Source organism: Sphaerospermopsis sp. LEGE 08334 (genome assembly GCF_015207205.1).
Classification (GTDB): Bacteria; Cyanobacteriota; Cyanobacteriia; order Cyanobacteriales; family Nostocaceae; genus Sphaerospermopsis.
Genome location: NZ_JADEXH010000003.1, coordinates 134,252 through 154,551 on the forward strand (window position 1 = coordinate 134,252; position 20,300 = coordinate 154,551).

Below are 20,300 nucleotides of genomic sequence, written 5' to 3' on the forward strand. Positions count from 1 at the left end.
GCAAAGAAAGAAAGAAAATTTTATAGAAATAAGTCCCTTGTTATTTTTCTGTTATTTTTATCTGCAACACTATTAATATTCACAAAATTAAAGTCATATTCTATGTACCGGAGAGCTTTTTTAAGTATTACTGTTACTGCGCTTAGTGCTGCAATTCTTTTACCTGCTAAAGCTTTAGCAGAATCTTCTGAAACTCAGACAAATACCCAAAAGGAAGCAACGGATACAGTAGAATCTCCTGAAACTCAGACAAGCACCAAAAAGAAACCAACTGATTCTGTAAAGAAAAAAGACAAACCAAAAAAACATCATCGCAAAAAATCCAAGAAACATGGACATAAAGAAAAACCTGTGGTAACTAAGCAAATAGAACCACCTGCTATTCAAGCTAATTAATATCCTATGAATTGGAGTGCTGCATTACCGACTTTTTTCATTACCTTACGTGAAGGTGTAGAAGCCGCTTTAGTGGTGGGAATTGTCTTTGCTTGTTTACAGCAAGCTCAACAACAAAAATTACACCGCTGGATATATTTAGGCGTTATCACTGCGGTAATAGCTAGTTTTGGAGTTGGGTTAATTCTCAATTTAAGTATCCAAGGATTACAAACATCTGATTTACTCTATGCACCAGTTTTCAAGCAATTGTTTGAAATGGGGTTAGGGTTAATAGCAATTTCTATGCTCAGTTGGATGTTAATTTGGATGACAAAACAAGCAAGATTCCTCAAAGCTGAAATTCAAACCTCTGTAAAAACTGCTTTAAATGAAGATAAAAAAGCAGCTTGGGCAATTTTTAGCTTAATCTTTATTGCGGTTTTTCGAGAAGGTTTAGAAACAGCATTATTTATTGTTGCTCAATTTCAATCAGGCTTAATACCTGTGCTGGGAGCAATAGGAGGATTAACTATAGCAGTGTTAATGGGAATGCTGCTATTTAAGTGGAGTATCCGCATTAATTTAAGTCAATTTTTTCAATGGATGGGGATATTACTATTAACAATAGTTTCCGGTTTAGTCATTTCTGCTCTCCGCCATCTTGATGCTGCTGTCACAGCTTTTAACAAAATAAATGCTCTGAATATTTGTCAAGGAGGAAGTAATGCTTGTGTTTTAGGTTTCCAAATTTGGGATTTTTCAGACATTTTACCTGATAAACAATTTCCGGGAATTTTGCTAAAAACCCTATTTGGATATAACCAAAAATTGTATCTAGCCCAAGCTGTAGCATATATCCTATTTTGGATTGTCATTGGTGGTTTATATTTCCGCAGTCTTAACCAAACTGCACCATTAAAACTAGCAAGTAAAGTTAATTAAATGCAACGGTAGAGGTATTTAAAATATCTCTACAAATCTGTCTTTATTCAAATTTGAATAAGGAAATTTTTTCATGAGTTTATAGCTACAAATAGGAGAATTAAACATTTCTTAATATTCTAAAATATTGCTTTTTTTGAACTCATCATGTTAAATTTATTGCTAATACCTCTCAACTACAATTATCTCAAAAGCCATAACCACTAAAGTAATTTAGTAGTCATGGAAAGCAATGCTATATTTATCTACCCATTCAGCGCCAACTGATGAGGGAAATCAAAGCTCAATTAGTTGAGAAAGTTTGTTTTTTCATTACCAAAGCAAAAAAAAGGCAAGCGCCAACTTGCCTCAAAAATCAAAAAATTAATTTCATCTTCTAGTATGCAGACAAATCTGACTTTTTTCAATAGTAACCTGTTAATTGCCTTTTTCCTATTCACAGCCATTGCTACACCTGCTGCGGCCAAAGAAACCGAAGAGAAAGGAAGTAACACTATCACGACTACCAAATCTGAAAGCCAAATTCCTAACCTACAGGAAATTAATATTCCCCACACTAGCACCAAGTTCTTAACTCAAGACACACCAGAGAATACAGAAGCAGAAAATACAGAAGCAGAAAATACAGAAGCAGAAAATACAGAAGTTGCAAGTCAAGAGGGTGATATAGAACTAGATGTAGTTGGTACTCCTTTAGTTAACTTTATTGAAGAAAGACAACAATCACCCACAGGTGTAATTATTCTTGATCAAAGAGAAATTCAAAGGTTTAATTATCGGACAGTTGGTGAAGTTTTGCGTCGTCAACCAGGTGTAGTTTTAGGAGGTCCACCGGGAGAAGATAAAGATGTAAGACTTTTGGGTTTACCGAAAGAATACACCCAAATTTTAATTAATGGTCAGCGTTTTCCTGACGGTGGAGAAAACCGGGAATTTAAAGTAGATAGAATTCCTGTTAGTTTAGTTGAGCGCATTGAAATTATCAGTAATCCTACCGCTACCCAAAATTCTCAAGGTGTAGCAGGGACAGTCAATATTATCCTCAAAAAAGCACCAGATGGTCGAGTTGCTGACTTAACAGTTAGCGGCACAACTTTAGAAAGTAAGGAACCATTTGGTGGATTGAGTTTACTTTATGGGGATAAACAAGGGGATTTTAGTTATTTATTGAGCGCAGGAATTCAGCAAAGAGAAGCACCCAAGAATAAATTTAAGCAAACTTTAGATTTACAGAATCGTCCTACCCAAACAGAACGGGAAACTGAAAGTAAGAGTCTTTTAGATATTAGCATTGCTCCTAACTTAGTTTGGCGAATTTCTCCTCAAGATACCCTCAGTTTTGAACCCTTCTTTTTGCGAACTACTGAAGAAAAAGACGCAACTCGCAATATTGATAATCAGAAGTTCTTTTCTCCTAGTGGGAGATTGCAAGAATTAAAACAGGACCATGTGAATCTTAATGAAGATAAAACCATCACTGGTTGGCGTTTAGGTGGTCATTGGGAACATGAATTAAGTGCAACCAGTAATATGAAATTGGGATTATTTTTCCAAAAAACCGATGAAACCAAAAGCAAAATAGAAACCATCAATAGCACGACTACAACTTTTAGAAATGTTGATGGTAGTCCCATTAATAATACCAGAAATACTACCAATATTAAGCGAGAAGAAGAGAAAAAATCAGACCAAGATTTATTTGCAACCTTGGGTTTTAATTTCCGTCCTTGGGAAAATCATAAAGTAACAGTAGGAATAGAAGGAAGTTTACGGGATAGAGAAAAAAAGAAAATTAGCACAGAACAAGAAATAGTTCCCACATTGAAACAACCAGTAGAAAAAACTGGACCAAAAGATATCTATACTATCGAGGAAAATCAACTTAATATCTTTGTTCAAGACGAAATCCGTTTAGGTGAAAAACACACCCTCACCGCAGGTTTACGGATGGAAACAATTGATAATAAAGCTACCGCAGGTGATAGTAGTGAAGTTAAACAATCAGGTACTGTCTTTAATCCCTCCTTACATTACAAATATTTAGTCACACCCACAACGGTTTTCAGGACAAGTTTAGCACGTACAGTTCGTCGTCCTAAATTTGATGATTTGATTCCTTTTCGAGATAGTAAAGATGGGACTTTACTTAAACCAGATAACGTTGGAAATCCTAACTTAAAACCAGAAACATCATTAGGTATAGAAACAGGAATTGAGCAATCTTGGGGAAATAATACTGGTGCATTTGGTGTGAATGCTTTTTATCGTTCAGTGAATGACAAAATCGAAAATGAAATAAATCTCAACCCTGAAAATAACCGCTTTGAACAATCACCGAGAAATGTGGGAGATGGAAAAATTTATGGTTTACGTCTTGACGCACAAACTCGGACTCCTTTTCTTGGTTTACCCAATTTAACTTTATTTGGTAATGTTTCTTTTTTGGGTTCTGAAGTAGAAGATAAAAAAAGCGGAGAAATTCGCCGTTTTAAAGAACAACCTAGTTATGTAGCTAACCTTGGTTTTGATTACACTATTCCCAATTGGGGGATGAATTTTGGTTTAACTTACAATATTTTACCTGGGTTTGAAAACCGAGAACTCAAAGACGGAAAAACAGAAGTTACGAACCAAGCAGGAGAAAACAGTTTAGATGCTTACCTAGCTTTTCGCTTAACTAATAGTGTGCAAATGAGTTTATTTGGTAAGAACCTTTTAGCTGCGGAAAGAAGTAAAGACAGAAGTATTTTTAATGCTGAAGGTGTGCTGGAAAATTTACGCATTGAAAGGGAAACAGCAGAACGTCTTTATGGTATTAGTTTGTCATGGCAATTTTGATTTAGTTTGATTTTGTTAATGTAAATACTCCTGTTATATGCTCATAGGGAGTATTTACCATTATTTTCAAGAGCAGGATTTTATGAATAACCAAAAAAATGGAATCAATAAGGATTTAGCACCAGAGATTTTTCAATTAGCGGCTGAATTATACGCTCAAAAACAACAAGAATATTCTCTAGATGAGTTAGTCTTAATTGGAGAAGAAGCTAAAATTCCGGCTGAGTTTATTCAGCAAGCTGTGGAGTTAATTCAAGTTAAAAATCAAAATAAAAATAAAAATAAAAAAATTAAAATTCTCAAAAAAATTCCTAAATTAAAAGTGTTTTTACTGGGAATAGCTATTACAACCGCAACTTTATTTATAAGTGGGATTAGTTATAAGATGATTTTTGTTAATCAAGATAATTCAGAATCAAAAATAGGGATTTTACCTGGTGAAACTAAAACTAAACATTCGGGTAATGTGGAACTTTATTTAATCAACAAAGAAGGTTTAGTTGATGGACTTTTACTCAAAGATGGTAAACAAGTAAAAGTACCACGTCATTTAAGTAAGCAACTGATAAACATTATTAAACCAGGAGATTCTGTAGAAGTAGTTGGTAAATTAGGTACTCCTACTGTATATGGACAAGAAATAGATACTCACACAATTACAAACTTAGAAACTAAAGCTTCTTTATCTAAAGAACCTAAACAGAAAAAGGAGAAAAAACCAGAAATCACCGATTTTCAGAATATTAATATTAATGATTCGGTTCAACATTGGTTAATTAATGGTAAAGGAGAAATTCGCGGAGCAGTTTTAACATCTGGTACACAAGTTTATTTTGCGAAACATCTTCATGTTCACTTAAACAAGGTTGCTAAAAAAGGTAGTCAAATTCAAGCTGAAGGAGTGGGAAGAAATACCCCCAATGGTTCAGTTTTAGAAGTGATTTCTCTACAAATTGATGGACAAATTTTACCAGGTAAATGAAAGATAAATGAAAAAAATAAGATCCCAAAATTCACTTTCTGCTTTAGTGGTAGATATGTTCAAAGTTTTACTAACATATCCCCAATGGTTAGCTGCTGCTATTATTTCCACTATCGTTGTTTCTGCACTTGAACCTAGTTTAGCTTGGATGGGTAAGAAAGTTGTAGATGATTTAAAAAAAGGTAATATTGATTTAAATTCATCCTTAACTAACTATATTGTGGTTTTTGGAGGTTTATTAATTGGGTTAGGTTTGATAAAATTTGGTGATAAACTCATTGATAAAATCTATGAAACTAAATTAATTATTTGTTTACAAAGAACCTATTTACAACGTCGAGAAAAGGAAAGAGATGCTGAAGATATTTCTCACATTCTCTATCATTGTAACCGCGCTAAACCAGGATTAGATATTATTCATAAAGATGGTTGGAAAATTATTTCTCAAACTATTTCTGTAATTGTTTGGCAATTAACTTTAGCTCCCGCATGGTTGCAAGCTTTATTAATTGCGGTTATTCCTCCTATTTTAATTGGTTTTATTTTTGGGCAATTTATTCAAAAGTCAAGTTTAAAAATGCTCACTGCTCAAGAAAATATTGCTGCTTCAACTCAAGAAGCAAAGAAGTTAGAATTAATTGCCAACCAAGAATCATTTCTTCGTCATAGTATTCAATTAGAAATAGTTAAATCAGGTACGGAAATATTAATGGATTTGTTAACCTGGTTTGGTTTATTGGTGATAGTTATATTAGCTTCAGTTTTTCATTTAAAAATCGTTCCCCAAGATATCCAAGCTGGTGATTTAGTGCTGTTTTGGGCAAATTTAAACTTACTTTCTAAACCATTGGGAGATATCGTCAAAGTTTACAACAAAGCTAGAGAATCTTATCCAGCTTTAATGAGAATTTTACGCCCACAATTGTCATAAATAAGGAGGCAAAAATGAGAAACTATACAGCATTTGCTCATAGAATTATTGGGGTTATTGTTGGTGTTTTTATTATCATTATCGGTTTAACTGGTAGTGTTTTGGTATTTGACAAACAAGTAAATCCTATATTGCATCTTGCCACACATCAAGTTACACACCAAGGAGAAAAAATTTCTCTACAAACAGCAGCTTCTATTATTTATCAACAATATCCTGAAGCTAAATTAGAATGGATAACTATTCCTACCCAAGCAACTGAACCTTATCATTTATTAATCAAATCACAAGACAATGTAAAAACCGATATTTACTTAAATTCCTATAGTGGTGAAGTGTTAGGAATTTATTTAAAAGATAGTCCTTTTCTGAAAATTATTAATCAATTACATACTCATTTACTTGCGGGTAAAATTGGTTCTTTCTTGGTTGGTTTGTGTGGAGTTTTATTACTAATATTAAGTATAACTGGTGTCATGTTATGGAATGGTTGGAAAAAGTTTTCCGTTGGTTGGAAAATTCGTTGGCAAGCTAAAGCTAAAATTTTACAATATGATTTACATAAGGTTAGTGGTGTTGTAGCGGCAATATTTTTAGTTTTAATTGCTGCTAGTGGTAGCTTTATGGTTTTTCATAAACCTCTTGAAAATTTTAGTTATCTATTAACTGGAAATACCAAAATAGAAAAACCTATTTCCCAGATTTCGACTAATGTTATACCTTTAACTTTAGATAATTTTCTGCAAACAGCTTTAGATGTATTACCAGAAGGTAAACCAACAGTTTTATATCCTGCTAAAGATGAAAAATCAACAGTAAGAGTCAGGTTTAAGTTACCTAATGAAATTGCTCCAGAGGGTAAAAGTTTTGTTTATCTGAATCAGTATCAAGGTGATGTATTGCAAATAGAAAGATTTTTTGAAACTTCTAGCTTTGAACAAATAAAACCTTGGATGGATGCTTTACATACTGGAAGTTATGGAGGTTTAATAATGCTGGTTTTGTATATCCTAGTTGGTATTATATCCGCTGGTTTATCTATTACAGGTTTTGTGATTTGGTGGGGAAGAAGTAAGAACAAACCCAAGAAAAAACCTGCTTAATTCTGTAGGTTGGGTTGACGGAAGGAAACCCAACATTATTAATATTAATGTAAATTATCAAGATAAGGAGTATAAATAACAGTGCAAGCAAATTTTATTCGCCAAATTGCTCAAAAAAATCCGGCTGAATTTCAAATTGAGACTTCAGCTTTTATCCTATATCAGCGGTTTTTTAAATATATCTGGAAAGAAAAATTAAAACTAATATTAGCATCAAGCACAATTTTTATTCTCTCTTTTGTACAAGTAATTATTCCCCAAATTACTCGTTATATTATTGATGTTGTGATCCCAGAAAAAAGATTTGATTTATTACCTTGGTTGGGATTAGGTATTGCTAGTATTGCTTTATTAATTGGGGGTTTAAATTTTGCTCGTAGTTATCTAATGTCTTTAGTAGGACAACAAATTATCCATGATATCAGAAATGAATTATATCAACATTTACAAAGGCTGTCTTTGAGTTTTTTTGAAAATCAACGTACAGGTACTTTAATGACGCGAGTAATGCGTGATGTTGATGCTCTAGAAAAGTTAGTAACTACAGAAGTCGCCGAAATTGTGGCAGAAACAGTTACATTTTTTGTGATTGTTACTTATTTAATTTATGCAGATTGGCAATTAACGGTTTTAATTTTGATCACCTTACCTGTGATGGTTTATCTAACTCAGGTTTTCGGTAAAAGAATGCGGGGAGTTTATAGAGAAGTACAGGAACAAAATTCAGAAATTAATAATCACCTCCAGGAAACTTTATCTAATATTAAGTTAATCAAAGCTTGTGCTAATGAAGGTTATGAAATTGATCGGTTTTCTGATTTCAATCGTTTAAATATGGAGGTGAATCTTCGTGCTGTGCGGTTGACTTCTAGTTTTTCACCTGTGATTGATTTTATGAATCATCTTGGCCATATTACTATTCTTTCTTATGGTTCTTGGGAGGTGATGAAAGGAAGAATGACTATAGGTGATTTAACGGCTTTTCTAGCTTATTTAAATCATATTAATCAACCTGCAAAACGGTTTAGTAAGGTAATGCACGTCATTCAAAAAGGTGCTACTGCTTTGGAACGAGTTTTTCAAACTTTGGATACTGAACCGGAAGTGAAAGAAAAACCAAATGCTCTTGCTCTTCCCCCGATACAAGGTAATATTAATTGGGAAAATGTAGGATTTGCTTATACTTCTAGTCAAGCTGTAATTAGTAATTTTAGTTTAGATATAAAACCGGGAATGACTGTGGCTTTAGTCGGTTCTTCGGGTGCTGGTAAAAGCACTTTGGCAAATTTAGCGGCTCGATTTTATGATCCACAAGAAGGAAGAATTTTAATTGATGGTTATGATTTGCGGGATGTGAGTTTACAGTCTTTAAGAAGTCAAATGGGGATTGTTTCTCAGGAAACTTTATTGTTACATGGAACAGTAAAGGAAAATATTGCTTATGGTAAACCAGGTGTGAGTGATGCGGAAATAGAAACTGCGGCTAAAATTGCTCATGCTCATGAATTTATTATTAATTTACCCAAGAAATATGATACTTTAATTGGTGAAAAGGGTGTAAAGTTATCGGGAGGACAAAGACAACGTTTAGCTATTGCGAGAGCTTTGATTAAAAATCCCCAATTTTTGATTTTAGATGAGGCTACTTCTGCGCTTGATACGGAATCAGAGTATTTAATTCAACAGGGATTACAAGTATTATTAAAAAATCGTACTTGTTTGGTGATTGCCCATCGTCTTTCTACTATCCAAAATGCTGATTTAATTATGGTTTTAGAAAAGGGTAAGGTAATAGAAAAGGGTAGTCATGGTGAATTAATTACCCAGGGGGGAAGATATGCTTATTTACATACAATGCAGTTTCCTCAAAAGTCCAGTTTGGATTTACAAGAACAATTGGTTTAAAAATATTACAATCTTACATTTTTATCAACGGTAAAATAACTGTGAAAGTTGTTCCTACATCAATTTGACTCTCAAATTTAATTTCACCACCATGCGCTTCCACACATTTTTTCACAATTGCTAAACCCATACCTGTACCGGAAATACCGCTGACATTTTCACCACGATGAAAGGGAATAAATAGTTGATTTTGATCTTTTGTAGAAATACCAATTCCCCAATCTTGAATTTTGAAAGTGACGGTTTTTTCTTGTCTGGTTAATTCAAATTTGACTTTGCTATCAGGGTGGGAATATTTAATAGCATTAGTGAGGATATTTCCTAAAATATGCCGTAATAAATTTTCATCCCAAAGAGTTGAGCTAAAGTCACCAGAACTGGTAAATTCTATAGTCACTCGTTTCTCTAAAGCAGTTAAATGGGCTTCTTCTAATATTTGGTGACAAAAAGCTTCTAAATCTAAAGGATAAAGTTGACATTGTAATTTGCCAGAATCAGCTTTACCAATAAATGAAACTTCATCTAATAATTGCGCCATGTTTTTAATAGCGGAACGAATCATTTTTAGATGATTTAATTTTTTCTCTTGGGTTAATTTTTCATCGTTGTTTTGGAGCAATCCCGCAGCTAGGAGTATAGTGTTTAAAGGATTACGAATGTCATGGGAAAGCATAGAAACAAATTCAGTTTTAAACTGATATAGTTCCTGGGCTTTTTCCAGTTCAGCAGTTCTTTCTTCAACTGTGATTTCTAATGTTTGATTGACTGTGCGTAATTGTTCTAAAACTTGTTTTCTGGCGATCGCATACTGAACTGAACGCACTAAAACATCTGGATTTACTTGTCTTTTGACTAAATAATCTTGCGCTCCCTGTCTCACAGCTTCTATTGCTAATTCTTCATCATTGATATTAGTAAGAACAACAATAGGTGTGCTGGGTGCTTGACTCATTAGTAAGGGGAGGGATGATAATCCTTGACTATCAGGTAAGGTTAAATCTAACAAAATTACGTCATAGTTTTGTTGACTTAATTCATAAAAAGCATCTCGTAATCTTTGGACATGAACTAAACTAAACTCTTTAGATGGGGATTGCTTCAAAAACTCTTGTAACAACCTAGCTTCCGCCAAGTTGTCTTCAATTAACAAGATTTTTACCAAGCAAGTTGCAGTCATTATTTTCCAGGAGTTCAGGAGTTCAGGAGGTAGGGAGCAGTTTTTTAATTACGAATTATGAATTATCAATTTATTTTTACCCAGTCACCAGTCACCAATCACCAATCACCAATTACCAATCACCAATCACCAGTATTATTCTGTTGGTAAAGTGGCGGTAGCAAACCAAAATTCTTCGATACCTTTGACTATTTGAAATAATTGGGCGAGGTTGCGGGATTTGGTGATGTAACAGTTTACGTGCAAGTCGTAACTGTGGTAAATGTCATCTTCGTTTTTGGAAGTTGTTAACACTACCACAGGAATGCGTTTGAGTTTGGGATCAGATTTAATTTCTGCTAATACTTCTCGTCCATCTTTTCTGGGTAAATTTAAATCAAGAAGAATCAGATCGGGGCGTATGGCATTTGCATATTCACCTTCTTGACGCAGATAGGCCATTGCGTCTATTCCATCCCTAACTGTCACTACCTGATGAGGTAGTGAACTGGTTTTTAATGCTTCTTGGATGAGGCGAATGTCGGCTTTATTATCCTCAACTAAAAAGATTATTTTGTGTGTTTCTTCCGTTTCTACGCTCACGATCACGTCCTCCTGCTGGAATGGTAAAGTAGAAGGTTGCACCTTGTCCGAGTTGTGACTCTACCCAAATTCGCCCCCGATGGCATTCAATGATTTTTTTACAAATTGCTAAACCCATACCAGTACCGGGGTATTCATCCCTGGTGTGGAGACGTTGAAAGATGACAAAAATGCGATCGCTAAATTGCGGATCTATGCCTATTCCATTATCGCGTACTGAGAACAACCATTCATCTTCTAATCTTTCTGCACCTATATGAATTTTTGGTGGTTCGTTACTGCGGAATTTGATCGCATTACCGATCAAGTTCAAAAATAGTTGCATTATTTGTGTACCATCAGCCATGACTGTGGGTAAGGGGTCATGGGTAATAGTTGTGCCGGTTTCGGAAATGCGTTTGCGGAGGTTGCTTAACGCTCTTTCTAAGGCTGTTTCTACTTCTGTAACTTGAAATGCGATCGCTTGAGTATCAACTTTGGAATATGCTAATACATCATCAATCAAGGTTTGCATTAAGCTGACTCCCTCGACTGCAAAATTAATAAATTCTTTTGCATCTTCATCAAGGGCAGCTTCATAACGCATTTCTAATAATTGCACATAATTTGCTACTTGATTTAGTGGTTCTTGTAAATCATGGGAAGCAACATAGGCAAATTTTTTCAATTCCGCATTTGATCTTTCTAAATCATGGGCTAATTGTGCTAATTCATCCGCTTGACGTAATACAATATTTACTATTGCTTTCCGCAATTCTAAAGCTGCTTTGATTTCTACATATTGCCAAGGTAAGGATGTTAATTTAACTGTTTCTTTCCACAGTTCAAATGATTTCCGGGGACATAAATGTAAATTTCCCTGAGTTTGATTAACTTCAAAAGCTTGATTAGGATTTCCACCCCAATTAACAGTTTGAATCACCTCCGGTCTAAACCATAATACATAATTCCTTTGGGAAATAGGAATAGCTAATAAACCACTAGCGACATTTTTAAAACTAATCGCATCTGGGTAAATATTAGCCAAAGAATCCGTATAAAAGACTTCATCCTCTATATTATTCTTTAACCATTCTACTAAAAAATTCAGTTCTTCTTCTTTGGGAGTTTCCCCAATTAAAGTATAATTTCCTCCAAAACAAACTGCTGCTCCTGTGGCACTGGTTAAATCTAAAAGATTTGGTTGGTTTTTCACCAAACCATCAATAAAGTTATCTTCTTGGGACATATATTCAACTAAAAGTGATTGAATATAGGTCAAATTCATGCGATAATCGTAATCTTCTGTTTCTTCTCTAGCGGAAATTTCAGAAAATATCACTCTCCCTAAAAATTCGCAAGCTTTTCGCAATTCATAGGAAATATATTTAGGTGTGATATGATGACAAGCAATCAATCCCCAAAGTTTTTTATCTTTAATCAAAGAGATGGTTAAAGAAGAAGCAACTCCCATATTATGTAAATATTCTATATGGCAAGGTGCGGGACTTCTGAGAATAGAGTTAGTTAAATCAACTGGACGATTTGTAACAGGATTATCAACAGGAAAAATTCTTACAGGTTCTATATTAGCATCGGGAATTAACCTGATAGAATTATCAATAAATAATTTTCTCGCTGGTTTGGGAATGTCTGATTCTGGATAATGTAAACCCAGGTAAGATTCTAATTCATCTATTTTTTCTTCCGCAATAACTGAACCATGTCCATCATCATTGAATTTATATAGCATGACTCGATCAAATCCGGTGACTTTTCGCACTTCTTGAACAATGATTTGACAAAATTCTCTCAGATTTTTGGTGTTTTCTAACCGATTAATGGATGTTCTGGCTAAGTGGTAAAAGCTTAAAAAGGGAATATTTTCTTGGGAAATTGCAGGTTCTAATTCTAGAATTAAAAAACCTTCGGAATTACGGTGAAATACAGCATCAAATACTGTGTATTCATCACCTTTTCTCTTAATCCAAAGTTTGGTAGGATTGATAAAATCTAGATTCTGATCTAATAACCCAGATTTAATTCTCTCAAACTGGAATGGATCGATTAAATCTTCTAATTTTTTCTGCACCATATTTTCGGGAGAAATGCCGAAAACATTTAAGGTATTATTACTAACCTGTAATACGTTTAATTCTGGTTCTTCTAATACTAACAGAATACCATAAGGTTGAATTTGGCTAGAAAGATGAATTGGTGCTTCTTTCAAGCTGGTTATATTAATATCTGAAACATTTTGTAGTTGTAAGCTTTGTAGTTGTAAGCTGATATCCATCACGATTCCCCTCTATTATCTAGGTGCATCAAGAGCAGAGTTAGCGATAGATGTTTTCACTTGTCAGGTTTATTAACCTACCCAGATGTAACTCTCTTAGCACTTTTCAATGTTTTTAGGACTTACGCAAGATGTGACTGAAAACCTTATTCTTGCGTAGGGGTAATTCATGAATTACCCCTACTTTCGTTCCTTTTTGCATAAGTCCTGGTTTTTTTCAACTAACTTGCAGATGATTATGTAGCTAAGAAACTGAATGAGATGTTAAATTATACTAATTTGCTTTTTCTAGATTTGGTGATTACTTGGTTAATTTTTTGTATTCTCTATATCATTGCCTTGCTTTTTTGTAATTGGGTAGATTTACCCTAACTGCTTACAGTTTAACAGGTAGTTATTCTGAATACCGATAATAAATGTAAAACACAAGTGAGTAATTAAACGCTTTTTATGTAGATATATTAAGAAAAAATCAAATCTTGGATCTTAAATTCCAGATCCCTGACTTCTGAACATCAATCAGATTTAATGGAAATTATCAAAATAAGAAGTCGGGGATATTTATTGCCACTTTTACATCAAATCCAACTTCTAAACCACATCCGTAGGTGATAATCTTCCATAGAAAGAGGTAAACCTAAATAAATAGGTAGCCAAAAAACAAAAGCAACTATAATAGTAAAAGTGATTGTCAGTCCAAATATCCGCATTCCTCTATAATAACTGCGAAGACATTGATCAACAAACCAAGCAAGTGCAATAAATGTAAATACCACTGCACTCATATAATGGTAGATAAATACACAGCGATTTACTTTCACCCAAGGTAATAAATTAGCAGCATAATTGATAACAATATATAAACCAATCCAAGTATCAACGCCGAGATTTTTGGGAATAAATAATCGTTGTTGTTGTATTCCAGGTAAAATGATTTTTACAAATAACATGACTACTAAAAATATAATCACTGCCAAACCAAACCACCATAAAAAAGGATTACCCATTGCATGAACATCATAAACCACTTTCCCCGCACCAGGAGGTAAGGGTGGTCCAAATACAGGAAGGGGATCTTGAAAACTTTGAGTAATTTGATAATAATAAGCCATTGGGCGAGTCATTAATGGCCATTTATACCATGCAGCACAATAAGGATGTACACTAGAATCATTACCACCTAACTGAAGATGAAACTGTAAAATTTGTTGGTGAACTTCTATAAATCCATAACTTGTGTCTAGTTGGAGATGAGGAATCCAAATTAAACTGTACATTAATATAGGGATAATTCCGAGAAAAAATCCCATTTGTAAAATATTGATTTGCGTAATTTTTTGTAGTGGTATTTGTGGGGTATTTTCTTGATTTTTAATTTGATTATTATTGGCTGAAAAGGAGTTGCGTAAATAAGAAAATAAAGGTGATCGTGGTGAAGGTGAAAAAGATTGCAACCAACGAATTATCCAAGCTGCTATCCACATTCCATAAGCACCAGCAAGAAACCATAAACCGTTCCATTTTGTACCAATGGAAGCACCAAAACTAATTCCAGCTATGAATAAAGCAAACCAACGTTGTTGATTTTGTTTCTCCAAAGCTAATAATAAAAACCAGTGTCCGATTAATCCAAAAATCACTATATAGATATTACTTAAAGCATAGCGAGATTCTACCAAAAATAAACCATCCAAAGCTGTAAATAAACCTGCCAATAGAGCGAAACCACCACGATAGCTTAATTGATAAGTGAGGAAAATAACTATTAAGGGAATTAATGAACCTGTAAAAGCATTTGCCCACCGATAACTCCAAGGAGATAATAAAGAACCTGTTGCACCATTGACAGTATTTTGCCAAAAGGGAATATGATTACCAATCCAAATTCCTAAACCAATGATATATTGACTTAGTGGGGGATGGGCATTAAAAAAGGGAGTGTTGGTAAGATAATTATTACCAAACTGAGCAAAGTAAACTTCATCAAATACGAGGGTATTAAATCGGTCTAATCCCCAAAAACGTAAACTAAATGACAGGAGAAATATTACCGTCGTACATATCCGAAACCATTTTTTAGTCATTGCTAATTAAATGTGTAAATAGCTGTTAGGGTCAGTTTATTATGACCATAAGCTATGGTAATTCAATTAGGGCAATGATTCAACTATATTTGAATTATCTTTTTTATGTATAAACTTACTCAGATCCTGAACGGTTTTAAATTATCGTTGAGTTGGGAATTTCTGTAACTGGTGTTTTTCCCCAGGTTTCTATTTGGTTGAGTGTATGTTTGGTTAATGGATAAAATCTGACGCTATCTTCTGTCAGATTTACTTGTTTATGCAGTCGTTTTTTGAGTTCTTTATATTTATCTTGGTTAAGAATACATTCAAAAACTGAATATTGGACTCGTTGACCATATCCTTCCAAGATATCTGATACTTTTTTACGTCGTTTATCACAGGGAATATCATAGACAATAACGTAAAATAACATTAGCGAATTTGATAAGGTTTATACATTTGACTTGGTTGATAAACAAAATCTTTAAAGGCTTTAATTTGCTGGGTCATTAAATCCCAACGTGGTTGTTTTTCTTCTTGAGAGTTTTGGACTTCTTCTTCTAATCTTTGGAGGAAATATTTAATATATTTTTGTCTACCTGAATTATTTAAATAACAACCACTATCATGATATTCAAAATCGTTGTTAGCATCCATAATTTTAGTATTAACTAACCACAATACTAAGGAATCAATAATTGGTGTTCTAAATTCTTCAATTAAGTCAGAAGCTAAAGCTGCATGGCGTTCTGTTCCTTGATGTAAACAAGCATAATAGGGATCTAATCCTTGGAGTTCAATTAATGTTAATAGGTGATTCCAGAGAATTTGATAACCAAAACTCAGCATAGCATTAACTGGGTTGCCTGGAGGACGACGACTGCGGGCTAAAAATATAAAGTTAGGATTATTTAAACATTCACCAAATGCGGAAAAATATTGAGCAGCACCAGCACCTTCTAAGCCCATTAAACGTTCTATTGTTTCAGCTTCTCCGGCTTTTTCAATTAACACTTGTAAGCTTTTAATGCTAATATCGGCGGTGGTGGAAGGGTTGCGTCGTTGTTGACGTTGTAGGAATGTGCGACTGTTTTTTAATTTGGCTTGAATGATTTTTCTAGCTACTATGAGTTTATCAATTGTTGTGAGTTCTTGTTGATAACGAGATAAGCGCCGATATCCTCTTTCTATGGGCATTAATCGACCATAACAATATCCCATTCTTGATAAATAAGCAATGGGTATATCTCGCCAAAGACAGCTACGAATCGCCTGGGTTGTGATTTGCGATTTACCAAAGATTAATATTTGTTCTAGTAGTGGTAGTTGAATTTCGCCGTGAATTGTTTCTCCTTGTTTAACTATTAATGTTTCCGCTTTGAGGGAGATACAACAACCTTGGCGTGAGACGTAAAGTGTTCTCATGTTTTTTATTTTATGATTGATTTTTTGTCAACTTAGATTACCGCTTTGTAACATTAATTAATATTTTTTCGGCAAGAGTAAAAAAGGAGTCAGGGATCTTTTTTTACGCCTCATTTAGAAATCCATAATAGAAATTTAGTCTTGATTTTTTTGTGAAGAATTAATTATTATTGACTGTTGTGAGATGATTTCTGCTATCATTGTTTTAATTTGAGTTGGTTGCAAAAAACGAACAATTGTATCTCCTGCTGTGGCATTTATAAAACTAGCAAGTGTGACTAAAAGTGTGTTGATAATTACTGCTGCTAGTCCTAATGGTGCAATTAACAAAATTATGAGTGTAATTCCACCATTGAGTAAGGAAACTGCTAAGTTTCGTACTAAGGCCGCACGATGAGAAATATACATAATTTACTTGGGATTTGAGTTGATGCTGTTTTTTTTAAGTTAATCGGTATAGAAAGTTTATACAAGTGGTTTCATGCGAATGACGATTTTTTTTATTGGTGTTGATTTTTTTGCGGCCGGGTACGCTGAGGGGTGGAAATTCTGATTTTTTCGTTGCCCCTGCCGATGTGTTGCTGTGTAGGGGTTTTAGGGCTTCTGACTGTGTTGGTTTTACCTGAAAATGGTCTTGGTTTCATACCCCGTCGCAAATGGCATCTAGACATTAGTCGCTGTCTGGGTTTATACTATGAGGAGGTCGCTTCCTTTATAGGAAGTGGAATTAATGGAAACTGTAACATCCTAGTGAACTGTGCTGTGTTGTGATTTTTCCAGGTCGCTTCCTTTATAGGAAGTGGAATTAATGGAAACGAACAATTTTTCTCAGCCCTGGCTCTGCCTGTCCGCAGGGTCGCTTCCTTTATAGGAAGTGGAATTAATGGAAACTTAGTTGGGGAAAATTGCTAGAACACGCCGTTTCCATGGTCGCTTCCTTTATAGGAAGTGGAATTAATGGAAACTTGTTCTTGTCATAATGAATAACGAGAGCATCCTTTGGTGTCGCTTCCTTTATAGGAAGTGGAATTAATGGAAACCTGACAATACACAAGCTGTGTCTTGCCGTTGCTGAAGCCACGATAGTCGCTTCCTTTATAGGAAGTGGAATTAATGGAAACACTCCCCCGGTGGCGTTGGAGTTTCCCCCTGTGCCGGGTCGCTTCCTTTATAGGAAGTGGAATTAATGGAAACGGCAGGGAAAAGATTATCAATACTTCCCAATCTTTCGATGTCGCTTCCTTTATAGGAAGTGGAATTAATGGAAACATTACCTGAAAAGAAATCGGGGATATTCAATCAATGAATATTCAGATCCCCGACTTCTTCCAAAATCTTGCTATTTAACAGATAATTAATCGTAGAAGTCGGGGATCTAGTCCAAACTAATGAATGGAAAGATTCAGATCCCCGACTTCCTTGTGGAATTATCTGTTTTTTAGAAAATTGATAAAAGAAGTAGGGGATCTAGAGGGGGACTATCTATAAATATTGACCATATCCTCACCAATTTGCTTAATTTTATCCACTAATAATTGTGGCTTGACAACCTTTACACCTGCTTTAAAACCAAGAATCCAGCGTAATAATTCTATATCTTCTAAACACCATTGAGGTAATTTTATTTGAAAGCGATGGGGAAATTTATTATCTTCTGTTTTCTCTAAACAAAAAATAGCTTTTGGTAAATTTAATTTATTTCCGGTAACTGGTAAAGACATTTTCATCTGTTGTGCTGGAAAGCGTTTAGTTCCTTCAGCAACAAACCGAAACATGGCATCATTAAACCACAGTTCCACAATAACGCAAACTTGAGAACGTTGTTGTTTATTACCAGTAAGAAATTGCTGTTGATCTTGGGAACTATATCCTAAAAAAATTCCTCCACTAGCTGCTGATAATATTTGAAGTTGTTTTAAAGCTGTTTCCTGTTGTTGTCGAGAACGGGTTTGATTTTGGGGTTTACCAATAAATAATCTATCTAATCTTTCAAAGCGAAATAAGCTAGAATATTTACCTGATACACATTCATAACCCAAGTACCAAGCAGAGTTAGAAAAAACAATTTGTAGGGGAAATGCTAAAAAGAATCCTGCTTCATCCTGTGCAAATTTACCACCACCAGGAAAGCGATTTAATTCTAAAAGTTGTCCGTTAGCGATCGCTTCTTCAACTCTTGGTAAATTTCTCGCTAAAGATTCTGATGGTAAATATTCTGGGTCAATCATACTACGATTTGCGATCGCTCTTACAGGATACACTTCACTCACACCTAATTTACTTTTCTCCATGCGAGTAGCAAATTTTTCATAAATCTCTAAAGCTATGGGATCATTGAGACTTTGTGCTTGAGACTGGAGGACTTGAAACACTTGGGTTAATTCTAATTGTGATAAAATTGCAGTTCCCGCAAAATAACCATCGCGCATAGGAAAATTAGGTAAAATTTGATAGGGTTTCAGCACTTTCTCAATATCTTTACGGACAGAATCTAAAACATTACTATTAATTATCCCCTGTTCTTGCATTGCAAACACTAGGGTTTTTAAACTTCCCTGGCCAGAATTGACTAAAAATGGATGATGTAAAATGAATCTAATTGTTTGTAATAATCGCTGGAATGCTGGGAAATCAGAATAAGGGTGAGTAGAGAGGGAAATTACAGAAGTAATAGAACTAGCTCCAGGGAAGATGGAAGTATGGGAAGATGAGGAAATAGTATTGACACCAATAAAGGAATTTTTTTGTAACCAAAGTAAATCAGCAGTTATGGCTTTTTCATCTGCATAGATATTGCCAAACAATTGACTTATACAAGTTGTAATTTCTTCTAGGGAAGTTGTAAATTCAGGAACTTTACCCAAAAGAGAAGCTAACAAACTAGGGTGAGTTGCTTGTAAATTACCAATTCCTGGATAGCGAATAATTAAAGATAATAAATACATCAATCGCTCAAAATCCAGTAATTTACTATAAGCGTGAATAGTAATTTGACTATTGCGATTTGTGCGGTTGATGAGAGTCCGATCAAGTTGTTGAATATAAGTAGATATTTGTTGAAAATTGAACTTTGCAGACGTGATATCAACTTCTTTAATTATTGCAAATCCTTCCGCTGCAACTGGGGGAAAATCTTGCAGAGATTGGTACATTTTATCAATTTCTGCTTCTGGAACTTGACGAGTGCGTTGTTTATTCCAGTGTTTACAGGTTTGAATAGGTGTGTGTAAATACCAACCCATCCATAAGATAGGGGAAGCGATCGCTAAATTGAACTTTTGATCTAACTTTTGATCTAACTTTTGCAATAAATTCAGTCTCCATGCACGCTTGGCATTAGTAGCATCATAAATTACACAAATACCTTCAGTAATAGCGGTGACAATTTCAGAAATCACCTTTGCTTCTATTTCCGTCCACACACCTTGAATAGCTGCATCACCATAGAGTTGCTGACGAATAGCATCAGTCGAAATAACGCGATAATTCCCCAATTTAGCAAGATAAGCAGCAAAAGTTGACTTCCCGCTACCGGGGACACCGATCAAGAAATGACAGATGGGAGGGGTGGACATTTTTGTTCATACTTGTTTTGCATTTTCTCCCGTTCACTAGAGTAAAAGTCTAGTGTTTTCAAGCGAAGCACGAATTTTTTTACCTCATTTACCTGGTGAATTTCGTCATTCGCATGAGTAG

General features: G+C 34.6%; 15 protein-coding genes and 1 CRISPR repeat array. Of the genes, 7 read left to right on the forward strand and 8 right to left on the reverse strand.

The features are described from left to right. Positions 1-102 precede the first annotated feature (102 nt). The 7 genes from IQ237_RS02975 to IQ237_RS26845 all read left to right on the forward strand — a co-directional run bounded on the left by IQ237_RS02975 (position 103) and on the right by IQ237_RS26845 (position 9,079). Positions 103-396 (forward strand): hypothetical protein, encoded by a 294-nt coding sequence (locus tag IQ237_RS02975; RefSeq protein WP_194052111.1) that lies wholly within the window; start codon positions 103-105, stop codon positions 394-396. A 6-nt stretch (positions 397-402) separates the two neighbouring features. Next, the gene (locus IQ237_RS02980; protein WP_194052113.1) at positions 403-1,320 is read left to right on the forward strand and encodes an FTR1 family protein; all 918 of its coding nucleotides are present in this window, start codon (positions 403-405) and stop codon (positions 1,318-1,320) included. A gap of 381 nt (positions 1,321-1,701) precedes the next feature. After that, complete coding sequence (locus IQ237_RS02985) at positions 1,702-4,158, forward strand: TonB-dependent siderophore receptor (protein WP_194052115.1); 2,457 nt, start codon at positions 1,702-1,704, stop codon at positions 4,156-4,158. 82 nt (positions 4,159-4,240) lie between these two features. Then, positions 4,241-5,140, forward strand: coding sequence for a hypothetical protein (locus tag IQ237_RS02990; RefSeq protein ID WP_194052117.1), 900 nt, complete (start codon positions 4,241-4,243; stop codon positions 5,138-5,140). Between the two features lie 7 nt (positions 5,141-5,147). Next, positions 5,148-6,071, forward strand: coding sequence for an ABC transporter ATP-binding protein (locus IQ237_RS02995; RefSeq protein WP_194052119.1), 924 nt, complete (start codon positions 5,148-5,150; stop codon positions 6,069-6,071). A 14-nt stretch (positions 6,072-6,085) separates the two neighbouring features. After that, positions 6,086-7,174 carry a PepSY domain-containing protein gene (locus tag IQ237_RS03000; protein ID WP_194052121.1) on the forward strand — a complete coding sequence of 363 codons (1,089 nt, stop codon included), beginning with the start codon at positions 6,086-6,088 and terminating at the stop codon, positions 7,172-7,174. 81 nt (positions 7,175-7,255) lie between these two features. After that, the gene (locus IQ237_RS26845) at positions 7,256-9,079 is read left to right on the forward strand and encodes an ABC transporter ATP-binding protein (protein WP_194052123.1); all 1,824 of its coding nucleotides are present in this window, start codon (positions 7,256-7,258) and stop codon (positions 9,077-9,079) included. A gap of 13 nt (positions 9,080-9,092) precedes the next feature. Here the strand turns inward: IQ237_RS26845 and IQ237_RS03010 are convergent, their stop codons facing one another. The 8 genes from IQ237_RS03010 to IQ237_RS03045 all read right to left on the reverse strand — a co-directional run bounded on the left by IQ237_RS03010 (position 9,093) and on the right by IQ237_RS03045 (position 20,179). Further along, positions 9,093-10,256 (reverse strand): hybrid sensor histidine kinase/response regulator, encoded by a 1,164-nt coding sequence (locus IQ237_RS03010; protein ID WP_194052125.1) that lies wholly within the window; start codon positions 10,254-10,256, stop codon positions 9,093-9,095. A gap of 135 nt (positions 10,257-10,391) precedes the next feature. Beyond that, the gene (locus IQ237_RS03015) at positions 10,392-10,838 is read right to left on the reverse strand and encodes a response regulator (RefSeq protein ID WP_194052127.1); all 447 of its coding nucleotides are present in this window, start codon (positions 10,836-10,838) and stop codon (positions 10,392-10,394) included. Further along, entirely contained in the window at positions 10,792-13,113 is a 2,322-nt protein-coding gene (locus IQ237_RS03020) for an ATP-binding protein (RefSeq protein ID WP_194052136.1), read from the reverse strand. The genes IQ237_RS03015 and IQ237_RS03020 overlap by 47 nt, the downstream gene beginning before the upstream one ends. 578 nt (positions 13,114-13,691) lie before the next feature. Next, positions 13,692-15,197, reverse strand: coding sequence for a dolichyl-phosphate-mannose--protein mannosyltransferase (locus IQ237_RS03025; protein ID WP_194052144.1), 1,506 nt, complete (start codon positions 15,195-15,197; stop codon positions 13,692-13,694). Between the two features lie 136 nt (positions 15,198-15,333). Then, on the reverse strand, positions 15,334-15,612 hold the full coding sequence (cas2, locus tag IQ237_RS03030; protein ID WP_194052154.1) for a CRISPR-associated endonuclease Cas2: 279 nt from the start codon (positions 15,610-15,612) through the stop codon (positions 15,334-15,336). Next, a complete protein-coding gene (gene cas1, locus IQ237_RS03035; protein WP_194052156.1) occupies positions 15,612-16,604 on the reverse strand; it encodes a CRISPR-associated endonuclease Cas1 in 993 nt (330 codons plus the stop codon). Before cas1 ends, cas2 begins: the two co-directional genes overlap by 1 nt. A 135-nt stretch (positions 16,605-16,739) precedes the next feature. Further along, positions 16,740-17,012 (reverse strand): CRISPR-associated protein Csx18, encoded by a 273-nt coding sequence (gene csx18, locus IQ237_RS03040; protein ID WP_194052158.1) that lies wholly within the window; start codon positions 17,010-17,012, stop codon positions 16,740-16,742. A 294-nt stretch (positions 17,013-17,306) separates the two neighbouring features. After that, positions 17,307-17,873: direct repeats of the CRISPR family, unit length 36 nt; unit sequence GTCGCTTCCTTTATAGGAAGTGGAATTAATGGAAAC. A gap of 209 nt (positions 17,874-18,082) precedes the next feature. Next, complete coding sequence (locus IQ237_RS03045; protein WP_194052160.1) at positions 18,083-20,179, reverse strand: WYL domain-containing protein; 2,097 nt, start codon at positions 20,177-20,179, stop codon at positions 18,083-18,085. Between the last annotated feature and the right edge of the window lie 121 nt (positions 20,180-20,300).